The organism is Bacillus sp. C30 (assembly GCF_040838255.1).
GTDB classification, from domain to species: domain Bacteria; phylum Bacillota; class Bacilli; order Bacillales; family Bacillaceae_G; genus Bacillus_A; species Bacillus_A mycoides.
Map to the genome: position 1 here is coordinate 1 of NZ_JBFPJH010000101.1, position 11,365 is coordinate 11,365.

General features: G+C 35.4%; 12 protein-coding genes and 1 pseudogene. 1 reads left to right on the forward strand and 12 read right to left on the reverse strand.

Going from position 1 to position 11,365, the window contains the following annotated elements; all coding sequences use genetic code 11:
- The 9 genes and pseudogenes from AB3X49_RS11875 to AB3X49_RS11915 all read right to left on the reverse strand — a co-directional run.
- A pseudogene (locus AB3X49_RS11875) lies at positions 1–890 on the reverse strand (hypothetical protein); the annotation flags it as partial.
- Between the two features lie 664 nt (positions 891–1,554).
- On the reverse strand, positions 1,555–3,216 hold the full coding sequence (locus AB3X49_RS11880; protein ID WP_367962212.1) for an S-layer homology domain-containing protein: 1,662 nt from the start codon (positions 3,214–3,216) through the stop codon (positions 1,555–1,557).
- 290 nt (positions 3,217–3,506) lie between these two features.
- A complete protein-coding gene (locus AB3X49_RS11885; protein WP_078176854.1) occupies positions 3,507–3,773 on the reverse strand; it encodes a CPCC family cysteine-rich protein in 267 nt (88 codons plus the stop codon).
- Positions 3,770–4,207, reverse strand: coding sequence for a hypothetical protein (locus AB3X49_RS11890; RefSeq protein ID WP_367962215.1), 438 nt, complete (start codon positions 4,205–4,207; stop codon positions 3,770–3,772). Before AB3X49_RS11890 ends, AB3X49_RS11885 begins: the two co-directional genes overlap by 4 nt.
- A 225-nt stretch (positions 4,208–4,432) precedes the next feature.
- Positions 4,433–5,086 (reverse strand): DUF975 family protein, encoded by a 654-nt coding sequence (locus tag AB3X49_RS11895; protein WP_061674025.1) that lies wholly within the window; start codon positions 5,084–5,086, stop codon positions 4,433–4,435.
- Positions 5,087–5,288: 202 nt separating this feature from the next.
- Entirely contained in the window at positions 5,289–6,728 is a 1,440-nt protein-coding gene (locus AB3X49_RS11900; protein ID WP_367962217.1) for a PH domain-containing protein, read from the reverse strand.
- Positions 6,721–7,197: a PH domain-containing protein gene (locus tag AB3X49_RS11905; protein ID WP_088030923.1), complete on the reverse strand. Its 477-nt coding sequence runs from the start codon at positions 7,195–7,197 to the stop codon at positions 6,721–6,723. The genes AB3X49_RS11900 and AB3X49_RS11905 overlap by 8 nt, the downstream gene beginning before the upstream one ends.
- 83 nt (positions 7,198–7,280) lie before the next feature.
- On the reverse strand, positions 7,281–7,451 hold the full coding sequence (locus AB3X49_RS11910) for a hypothetical protein (RefSeq protein WP_002011131.1): 171 nt from the start codon (positions 7,449–7,451) through the stop codon (positions 7,281–7,283).
- A gap of 2 nt (positions 7,452–7,453) precedes the next feature.
- On the reverse strand, positions 7,454–8,038 hold the full coding sequence (locus AB3X49_RS11915) for a TetR/AcrR family transcriptional regulator (protein ID WP_002125785.1): 585 nt from the start codon (positions 8,036–8,038) through the stop codon (positions 7,454–7,456).
- Between the two features lie 156 nt (positions 8,039–8,194).
- Between AB3X49_RS11915 and AB3X49_RS11920 the strand changes: the two genes are divergently transcribed.
- A complete protein-coding gene (locus AB3X49_RS11920) occupies positions 8,195–8,317 on the forward strand; it encodes a sporulation protein YjcZ (RefSeq protein ID WP_367962220.1) in 123 nt (40 codons plus the stop codon).
- A 193-nt stretch (positions 8,318–8,510) separates the two neighbouring features.
- Here AB3X49_RS11920 and AB3X49_RS11925 read toward each other — a convergent pair whose 3' ends face one another.
- From AB3X49_RS11925 to AB3X49_RS11935, 3 genes are read right to left on the reverse strand one after another with little or no spacing between them, the layout of a single operon-like run.
- Complete coding sequence (locus AB3X49_RS11925) at positions 8,511–9,212, reverse strand: LutC/YkgG family protein (RefSeq protein ID WP_367962223.1); 702 nt, start codon at positions 9,210–9,212, stop codon at positions 8,511–8,513.
- Complete coding sequence (locus AB3X49_RS11930) at positions 9,193–10,623, reverse strand: LutB/LldF family L-lactate oxidation iron-sulfur protein (protein WP_367962225.1); 1,431 nt, start codon at positions 10,621–10,623, stop codon at positions 9,193–9,195. The genes AB3X49_RS11925 and AB3X49_RS11930 overlap by 20 nt, the downstream gene beginning before the upstream one ends.
- Before the next feature lie 2 nt (positions 10,624–10,625).
- Positions 10,626–11,363 carry a (Fe-S)-binding protein gene (locus tag AB3X49_RS11935; RefSeq protein WP_367962228.1) on the reverse strand — a complete coding sequence of 246 codons (738 nt, stop codon included), beginning with the start codon at positions 11,361–11,363 and terminating at the stop codon, positions 10,626–10,628.
- Positions 11,364–11,365: the final 2 nt, after the last annotated feature.

Consider the following 11,365-nt stretch of genomic DNA (forward strand, 5'->3'; position numbering starts at 1 on the left):
TAATATTTCTTTCCATTTTCTACTTGCGTATCCTCTAGCGTGTAATTATATTCTTCTTTATATTCTTTTTTGATATATTCTTTAGCTTTCTCAAAAGTAAATGCATCTTGATTCTTTCCTGTCTCTACCTTTTGATTCTTTTCTGTTTCTACTTTTTGGTTCTTTTCTGTCTCTGTTTTTTGGTTCTTTTCTGTTACTACCTTTTGATTTTTTTCTGTCTCTGCTTTTTGATTCTTTTCTGTTACTACCTTTTGATTTTTTTCTGTCTCTGCTTTTTGGTTCTTTTCTGTCGCTACCTTTTGACTCGTTACTGCATCATTTTTTTGTGCCTTCGCTGCTGTCGTTACACTCTTTGCAGTTTTTTCCTCTTCACCAATTTTAGTGATTAATCCTAAAGCCTTTTTATTATATTCTTCAAGGTTCTTGTTATCTTTTGTTTCTGAAACTAGCTTATTTAATATCTCTTTCGCTTCTGTATAATTTTTCTTACTTATTAACTCTTCACTTTTTGCCAGTTGCTCGCTATAATTCTTTTTTTGTTCTAAGATCGCTACTAATGCTGTTCGTTCTTCCTTGGCTTGTTTTATAAGCGTATTATTTCCATTCTTCATGTTCTCTACTTTTTCAAATGACTTGATTGATTCTTCTACCTTTGTTTCTTCTTTTAACTTCACTGCTTCAATCATTGCTTTCGTTTGTTCTACAAGCATCTTTGCATCTGAATCGTCTTATTTCTCATCTAGCGCTTTTTCAAATGATGACAAAGCATTTTTATATTCTTTATTCGTTAACGCGGTCTTTCCTTCATCCATTGCTTTGTCAAAATTCCCATTACTACATCCAGCTAACATTAAAAACATAAGTCCAATTACCATTAATAACTTTCTCATTTTCTCTCCCCCTATATATCCCTAAAACAATAACAGCATATGTATAAAAGTCTGTGTAGTAATTAGACTGAAAGTAAATATGTACTGTACATTTCATTTACTATCATTACTTAAAACTCCTAAATAGTTGGTAGTTGGTTTTCTTCTTCTTTTAAGACAGAAAGGAATTTTAATAAAGCCCTTACTCAGAATCTTTACTACACACACTCTTATACACATAGAAAAATCATTTTTCGTTTATAGTTTGCTATTTCTTCAGCTTTAAACATCCTCAGCTAATTGGAATACAAACTATAATCTGTAACATACAGAAAATCAACAGAAAACAAACCGTAACAAAAGTCACAATTTGTAACTATCTTGTAACACAAATGTAACATAAGGTTTTTAAACATACAATAGTTTTTTTACATTATTTTCCGATATCTATATTTTAAGCGTCAATAAGATACCAATCCTTAGTGTAAATACGGATTCTCCATAAAAGCATACAGGGGATCTTTCCTCATTGTCATCCAGTTGAAAAGTAAACAGTACTCTGAAACGAGAATTTCATACGCTAATAAAAAAAGCCTACTAATTAAAGTAGACTTAAAATAATGCCACCTTTTCGTGCAATTGGTTATCACGAAAAGATGACATGAAAATCTTTAAAGTTATCAAATTAATAGTTTGTCAGTTCATTTTCAGGAGTTTGAATAATAACAGGGTTTTTCCCTGGATCAATCCATCTTAAAATATCAATAACATTTTGTTTATCTACACCTGTACACCCTTCTGTCCATGAAGTAGAAACATGGAAGAAGATTGCGCTTCCTTTGTATGGTGTACGTGATTCAGTATTATAATTAATTACGAATCCATAATCATATGCTGGAATATACATATTTTCAGCTGATTTCCATCTACCTCTTACAGGCTTTTCCTGTAAAGTATTATAGTATGGAGATGTCGAATCATCTACCCAAACGTGATTTTGCGTTAAATTAATAAAGGGAAGTTTCGTACCAGGATTCCCTTGTCTACCGAAAGCTGCACCAATTGTGTATTTTCCTCTTGGCGAACTCATACCACTTTCACTCATCTCAACTGCAAAACCTTTTTTCCCAATATATCCACTTATATTCTTTCGCTCTCTCCATTTCCCATTTGAATTTTCAAATGTACGAACTTGAGCTTGATCCGTATTATAGCCTTTTGTTGTAACTAAAATAACCTGTTGATTATTTTGGATTGTTTTTAAGTTATCAATAACTGTTCGAGATTCATTCATATTCATCCATTGTAGACCTGAACCAGTTCTTATACGCAACCACGTACCTCTTTCTTCAACTACTGTTACCGTTTGCGATGTATATTTTACAAGTACATTCGCTGAGTCCGCTGGATAATCATATGTGAAAAAGTCTCTATTAATATGAATTCTTTTCTCGTTTAATAAGATCCATTTGAACCCTTGATATGTATGGATTTTAACCCAGCCATCTCCTCTCTCTTCATACACTGTGACAGTTTGCGGGGCACCTTCAAAAGCGATTCCTGAAGATAATGAAGCATCATGATAAGCAAAGAAATCTTTGGACATCTGAATTTGTTTACGTTTGAACTCTTTATCTTTTGAAGTATCTGTTCGAGCAACTAAACTTACAGTTTCAGCACGAGTAATCGTTTGATCAGGCTTCCAATTATCATCACCGTATCCACTTGAAATACCTAATTCAACCAAGATATTTACATGTTTCTCGCTCCAATGCCCTTTTAAGTCGTTAAATACTGTTGGAGGATTTCCTATCACTTTCTCTTGCAATTTGTATGCATTTACTAACATAGAAGCCATTGCGCCTCTCGTTAACTTTCCAGTAGGGTTAAACTTCCCGTTCCCTTCTCCTTTAATAACACCCGCTTTTTCTATAGCTGCAATATACGGAGCTGCCCAATGCCTTTTTGAGTCATCAAAAGAAGGTTTTGCCGATTGATCGATAGGAAGATTCAATATTTTAGCCATAATTGTTGCGGCGGCTCCTCTATCTATCTCTAAATTTGGTGAAAACGTGCCATCTGGCATACCCGACAATACATTTTTATTTATAAGATAGTCTATCGATGGCTTTACCCACCCCGGAACATCAGGGAAACTACTTGGAGCTGCTTGTGCTTTTGATGGTTGCTCTTGCTGCATAGCGTTCTCCTGTTTTGTTTGTGCTTTCGGAGCTTCCGTTTCCACCTCATTCTTAGTTACATTTTCCATTTCAGCTAAAGAACTTGAAGAAATAGAAAGAGATCCTACTGCAATCATACCTATCGTTGCTATTTTTATAAGCTTCATATTTATACATGCTCCCCTTTTCTTAATTAAACTAACTCGTAGTACTACGAGTTTTTGTGATTCATTTCACAAAAACTATCATAATGACAGATCACACAAATGTTAATTATAACTTTTTATCCTAAATATTCCAATAGATGATTTAGAATCCTTTTTAAAATTGGAATTCCTATTTCTTTATTAGCTTTAGTTTTTTGTTTTGTAAAACGGTATTAATTCTTTTTTCACTACATAAAAAAATGTTATTACTCTTATTAAATTGAGTAATAACATTTTCATTTAAAAACTACTTAACAAACTGGCTTCCAACTAGCATCCTTTATATCTTCGTTAGTCGGTTTTCTAACTGATTCAACAAAGCATTCCTCGCAAGCACCAAATACAATGAAATTTCTCTGTGCTTGTCTTAACGAAACTTCATTTGCTCCGCCTTCAAAGTCATGATCGTTAAACTGAACAGGATCATCTTCCCAATAACATATGTTACAGATTTCATATGTACCTGGTGGTTCTTCTTCTAATGTTTTATATCCGCAGCATGGACAAGTGTATTTCATTTTGTCACTCCATTATTAACTGATTTTTTCTCCCATATATTCCGATTCACAAAGAATGTAACAGCACAAATCATAGTTATTCCCATGAAAAGAGTATTAGAATCTTCGTATGTAGTTGGAATCCCTACCGTTACGAAAACAATACTAAAAGCTAAAAGCAAATATAATAATAAAGATATAATATAGCTTAGTTTAAAACGTAAAATGATACCTCTAAACAATAGCTCACCAAGTAGACAGCCACCTAAAATAATAGGTACTCCGAAATACAATGTAAGGACTCCCATTTGGGAAGTAGCTTGAATTACCTTTCCAAGTATAGTCGGCGAAATCATCTCATTATTTTTTCCCATCCTATCATATAAATCAAGTACCGTTAATGAAATAAATAAACTTAATATAGAAAATGAATACGGAATTAAAAATTTGCTCAATCTCATTCACCTCACTTTTCCCTTCACATATATTATTCATTATTTTCTATCATTTTTACATGAAAAAATACCCCTCTATGATAAAACATAGAGGGAATAATTTCTATATAAAAACCTATACCTTATCCTGAAGTGAACCCGAAACCCGAAAACAGAACACATATCAAAACACCTAAACCGTCTGTTCCCTATATTCTTTAGGGGACAAGTGGTTTAGGTGGTTTATTAGAAGGTAGTACCTTCTTTTTTATAATATTCTTTTGAAATCTCTTCATAAAATGCTGCCGATGTCGCGTAGAAATAAGGTGCAGACCATAAGAAACCGATTCCTAAAGTAAGAATACTTAAAATGAACCAGCCAAGGAAACTTAAGCATAGTAAAAAGTAATCCATTTTATGTCCATTCATCATATGGCGACTTTCGGTAATCGCTTGATTCGCTGTGTATTCTGGACGATCATTCAAAATAAAATACGTCATAGAATAAGAAAATGATTTAATAATACCCGGAATAATAAGAAGTAATGTCCATAGCATCAAGTATACATACATTAGTAAATATGTTAAAAACGACTTCATAAGCTTACTTCCATCGCTAAACCATCTAAATAAATCACCAATGCGAGCACTAGTCTCACGGATTACATTTAAAACAAGATAGTAGGCGCCTATTGTTAACGGACCAATAACAAGCATTGCAATAATACTTACTGTAAGCGAATCACTTGCTTCTTCCCAACCCCAAAACATCGAGAAAACACCTGTAATTAGAAGTTCAACAGCTCCAATAAGGATTCCAAGTAATAAGGTTGCCCCTACCGCTAATCCCCATTTTCCTTTTAATGCATCAAGTGCTTCTCTTTTCAACTGACTTATCATATATAACCTCCTAATATTATTTCTATATTAGTATACCATTTATATCAAAAATTTCACGAATTCCCCTGAAATAGAAAGATACTACTTTTTTTCTGATACGTATTGAGAAATGTGAGCTGTATTTGCACCCATATATGAATCAAACTACTCATTTCTCCATAACAAAAAAGCCTGCCTTTCATAATAGGCAAGCTTTTTTAAATTAATCCTCACTTATTCTCTTCTTATACCAATCCTGCATTCTCTCCGCATCTTCTACTCTCGTATGCTCTAGTTTATAATTCGATGATGCACTAGAAAACGTATACGTACATAAATCCGCTCGGCGCTGGAAATATGATTGTGTTTTTTCAATTGATTGGACGTGTCTTCTTCTTACAAGTCCTGTATGTTTCCCAATACTACGATGTATAATCGTAATTTGTTCTCCGTTTACACCGTAACCATTTGTTTTAAATGTTGCGTATCCAAGTGTAAAGATGAGGATAGCTAGCGGTAACAACGCCCACATGATGAAATACTTTTCAAAGTATATGCTTATCCCAGTAAGCGGGACTGCTAGCATTGCGAAGAAAATGAAACTATCAATTAAATAACGGCGCAAGGCTGCTTTTGGTAATGCAGTAATATTTGTATTCAGTTCATATGGCAATTGTAAATGAGCGAGTAACTCTTGCACACGATCTTTTCGAATAATCGGATGCAGCGTAACTTTGTCTTTCTCTTCTCCCAATCCCTTACTTTGAATGACTTCGACTTGCACAGCACAATAACCGAACATCTGACGGAAAATACCTTCTTTTATCGTAATCCCTTGAATGCGGTGTAACTTTAGTACAAGTTCTTTCCTTTCAAGTAATCCTTGAGAAATACGCACTTCATCGTTTTTTCGATTTACTGTGAAATTACCATGTTTTAACGCGTAACCAATTGTAGATATAATCCACGAAAGGACGAGTAAAATAGCTACCATGTAAATCCAGCCGTATATATCATGATCCATTACATACGACTCTACGCTATTTTTTATCCATTTCGGAATGTACTCATCTACTTGGTGATACACGAAAAAGATTAATGAGAATAATAATCCAAATTGACCGGATGTAACAGATGCTAATAAAATTTCTTTCAAAGTTAATTTGTACTCTGTCGCTTGCTTTTCCTCTATCATAGCTTCTTTTTCTACTACTTCTTCTGATGTTTCTTCTGCTTTCACTTCTGGAGTTGGCTCATTTAGTAAGGAAATAAGCTCCTTCGCCTCATCTTCTGTAATACCAGCTAGGCTTACTTCGGCATCATCGCCTCCGCCAGCTGTTTCGATCTGAATTTTCTTCAAACCGAGCATTTGATATAACACGTTAGAACTCGTATTAATCGTTTGAACACGTTCTTTATTTAAGTAACTCTCTTTCTTCACGAAGAGCCCTTGTTTCACATGTAATACGTTATTTTCAACCCAGTATGTTGTGTAATACCATTTTTCAAACGCTGAAAAAATAGTAAGTAAACCGAATCCAGCGGGAATTAAATACCAAAATGGGAACTTTCCATTTAAACTAAACATGAAAATAAGTAATGGTATAAAGTCTGTTATTTTTAATTCTAATAACATCGTAATGGGATGCTGCCTCTTATACATCCTCATCACTCACTTTCGCTAATTCTGCGATTCTCGTTTTTAACATTTCTGCTTCATACATCGTTAAGCCTGGAATGCTGTGAGAAGTTGCCGCTGTTGAAATATGTAATTCTGCTAATCCATATTTTCTCATAATTGGTCCTTGTTCAATTGTAACGTGCTGTACACGAATCATCGGTACTAATACGCGCTTTACTACGAAAAGACCGTGCTGAATTTCAAGCTCTTCTTCATTTAATTGATAGCTATAATAACGCTGACGTAGTTTCGGGAATACAAAGTACGAAAATGGTGCTAGCGCAACTGTTAACCCAACCATCACATACAAAATCCACGCCCACCAATCAAACTTTATCATGAGGAAAAGGTATACTAAGATGACGAGAATACCTATCCCTTCTTCAATTACAGCACGAACTTTCCACACCTTGACCATGTCAGGATGAATTTCATTTTTCAATGGATCCATGTAACCACTCCAAATCTATTAATCTAATATATGAATTGTCTCAATCTATATTTTACATAACTTTACATAAAATTGAAAATTTATTATTTATCCGTTTTTTTCTCAGGAATAAAATATCCGAACCAAAGGAGCCAAACTAAACTAATTAATGCGAGCCAACCTTTATCCGCTTGGAAAGCTTCAATCATACCTGGAATTTTATACACTCCCACAAATCCAAGGAAACCGAGCCACCAGTTTTTCTGCATTTTCATTTTTATTCCCCCTCCTTCATTACGTTTTTCACATTTTGAATCCAAATTTCTTTATACTTTAACTGGAATCCTATTAATATGTAATTACTCATATTATCAATAACGAGCGCTAACGTATGCGCGTTTTCTTCAGTTGCATGTTGTGACACAACACCAAGTTCCACACCTTTCTTTAATAAATCGTGGAATCCATTTAAAAACTCTTCTTGTATTTCAAATAAGCGTTTCTGATACTTTTCATTTCGCGTCGCAGTTACGATGAATTCATTTATAACGCGTAATATGCCTTCTTGACCTCTATACTCCGATAACATATGTAAACCATCTGCGATTAACTTTTCTGCAAAGTTTTCTTTCGTATATTGTTCTTTATCGAAGTAATTGACGAAATAATATCCAGAAAAAATCTCTTCAAATAAAAAATCAACTAGCGCTTCTTTAGACGGAAAATGATAATAAATAGCTGGCTTTGATATGCCTACTTCTTTCGCAATCATTGAAAGACTCATCTTCTCAATGCCATGCTCTGCCATTAGTTTAAATGATGCATCTACAATGTGCTGCGATGTTTGTAAATTTTTTGTCATACTGTACCTCTTCTATTTTTACTTACCGATCGGTAAATAAATTGTAAAATGAAAATGAATGATTTGCAAGTTAATTAGAGTTTTAAAAGGAACTTCTTGATGAACCTAGAAAAATATAAAGTAAAAACAATGTATAACGATAAGGAGGATTTTCATATGGGATCTGGCGGTGAAGATGGCAAAGATGGTGAGAGCGGTAGTAGTGGGCTTTTATTACTCATTCTGCTCTTTATCGTATTCATTATAATTGGAGCTAGTTATAGTGTGTTTAGCTTCTAAGAAAAGACACAATTCAGTTAGTTATAGTAGCGTAGAAAACTTAAACAGAGATTAAAATTTTCCTTCTTAAGGTTTCTTCACCAGTAAGGGCACACAAAATAGAAAGCCCCGGTTATATTTAACAGCCAGCGCTTTCTATTTTCAGTATTCTTATAATGCTTCATCTATATTTCCAACTCGCACACGTAAATCGTTATTGATCATCCACAATAATATACGCTGTTCTAATTGGCCCATGCACACCTACGACAAGGTTCATTTCAATATCCGCGCTATTTGATGGACCCGAAACGAAGTTCACACAAGCCGGCAAGTTTTCTCCCGCTTTATTTTGATTATGGATCAGTTTTGTAGCTTGGGTTAATCTTGGGACAATCGTACTTTTAGGAACGATTGCAATATATGACTCCGGAAGAAGACTCACATGTCTTCCTTTTAACCCGTCATTAAATAGTACAACGGTTCCTGATTCTGCCAAAGTCATATCACTGAACGTAATGCCAAGGTCAGCAGCTTTCGCAAATTTTATGTCCTCTTCTTTATGATCTAATCCCCATGTACGAAAATGTGTTGTGCCTTCATTGCTGAAACATGGCGTAAGACCATACTCATTAAAGCGCTCATCATTCGAACATATAGCAGATTTGATATTCCAATCTGTTATAAAAGACCCCAATGTTTCAACAAGATTTTCCTTTGTTGTTCGCTTTATTTCTGTATGAATCACTTCGCAGTGCTCTATTAACTTTAATACAAGTTCATCTTGCGCCAGTCCGTCAAAAACATCCCACTGCGGGGAAAAAGACCAGTTCGGTTTTTCCACTGCTTCTGGACGTTTCCTACCAAGCTTTTCTGATAACTGGAGTAAAAATTCCTCACGATTTTGGATGGCCATTATTGTTCTCCTTTTCGTGTTTTTCAAACCACTCTCGAAACGGTTGTTTTTTCGGAACTGGAAAATCTCTCGCATCCGTCCAAGCTTTTAACGGCCCAATGCCGCGCTCAATCTTATCCCCTTTTGCAAGAGGTTTTAATGCATACGGAGCGCTCTTCGCTGCAAAAGAAAATAGTCTAGGACTCTTCACCGCTTTTTCAAAACCTTTCATAGCCACGTTCCAAGCTACAGGTGATCGTTTTTCTTCTACAATGCGGCTGCGATGTTTAATTAATAAGTCATGTAACGGGATTTTCACTGGACACGCTTCTGTACAAGCACCACAAAGGCTAGATGCGTAAGGTAAATCCTTATATTCATCATATCCCCCTAAAAGCGGTGTCAACACAGCTCCAATTGGTCCTGGATAAATAGAGCCATATGCATGTCCACCAATATGCCTGTATACAGGACACACATTAATACATGCCGCGCAACGAATGCACTGAAGGACACTTTGGAATTCTGTTCCTACAATATCGGAACGGCCATTATCAACAATGACTAAATGAAATTCCTCAGGTCCATCCGTCCCGCCAGGCTCAGTTAACCCTGTAATATAACTTGTTAACTTTTGTCCTACAGAACTTCGGCATAGAAGTGTTACTAAAACATCAAGCTCTTCCCATGTCGGAACAATACGCTCCATCCCCATAACTGTAATCAACGTTTTTGGAAGTGTCGTAGTAAGTCTTGCATTTCCTTCGTTTGCTACGATAGAAATTGACCCAGACTCTGCAACAGCAAAGTTACATCCAGTCACCCCTATATCCGCTGCAAAAAAATCATCCCGTAAATAATCTCTTACAAACCTCGCCATTTCCGTAGGATCAGATGTTCCCGTATACTCTAACTTTGTTTTAAATATTTCACAAATGTGTTCTTTATCCTTGTGAAGACACGGAACAACAATGTGTGATGGAGGATCGTGGTCGTTCACTTGTAGAATAAATTCAGCAAGATCTGTTTCTAACACTTCCGCTCCAGCTTCTTCAATCGCTTCATTTAAACTAATCTCTTCCGTTACCATCGATTTTGATTTCACAATTTTTTTCGCGTTTTTCTTTTTTACAATCTCTTTTACATATTCCCTTGCGTCTTCTGCAGTCTTTGCGAAATAAACGAAACCACCATTTTTCTCAATATTTTCACTCAGCTCATATAAATAATAATCAAGGTTTTCTAATGTATGCTTTCGAATTTCTTCTCCTAAAGCTCGCCATTCTTCCCAGTTTCCAAGACTCTCAGTAGCTTTTAATTTCTTAACTCTAAGACCATCTTGCGCTTTCCTGACAGCCTGTCGCATAAATTGATCCCCAATGCCTGTTGCAGTACGCTTATGAAAGGGATCGTTCCCAATTTTCATTCCCATCTCTATATCCCCCCTTGTTTTCGATCTTCATTTAATACTTGAGCAATATGTTTTACATCAATTGGATAACCATTGCGTGTTAAACGTCCTTTTATATTCATTAAGCAGCTACAATCCATCCCAATTAACAATTCCGCACCGGTTTCCATAATATGCTTTACTTTTTCCTCAACCATTTGCTCAGAAATTTCTGGCATTTTCACCGAGAATGTCCCTCCAAATCCGCAGCAATCATAATTATGCGGCAATGAAACAACTTCCAGTCCCTTTACACACTTTAATAGTTTTTGCGGTGGTTCCTTAATCCCCATTAATCGGCTCATATGACAAGATGTATGAACCGTTGCTTTTTTATGAAGCTCTGCACCTAAGTCTTCTTTCCCTAATACTTCCACAAGAAATTGTGTGAATTCATACGTTTTATTTCCAAGTTCAGTCGCTTTTTTCTTCCAATCCGCTTCACTTTCAGAAAACAAGCTAGAAAACTCGTGAACCATCATAGCGCAAGAACCCGATGGTGCCACAACATATTCTGAACTAGAAAAGGCTTCAATCATATGTTTTGCAGCTGTTTTTGTTTCTTTCACATACCCGCTATTATAAGCAGGTTGTCCGCAGCAAGTTTGAGTTTTAGGAAAATCAACTTCACACCCTAAACCTTCAAGAATTTCCACAACATCTTTCCCTACTTCTGGATAAAAAATATCTGCAACACAAGTAATAAATATTGATACTTTCATAT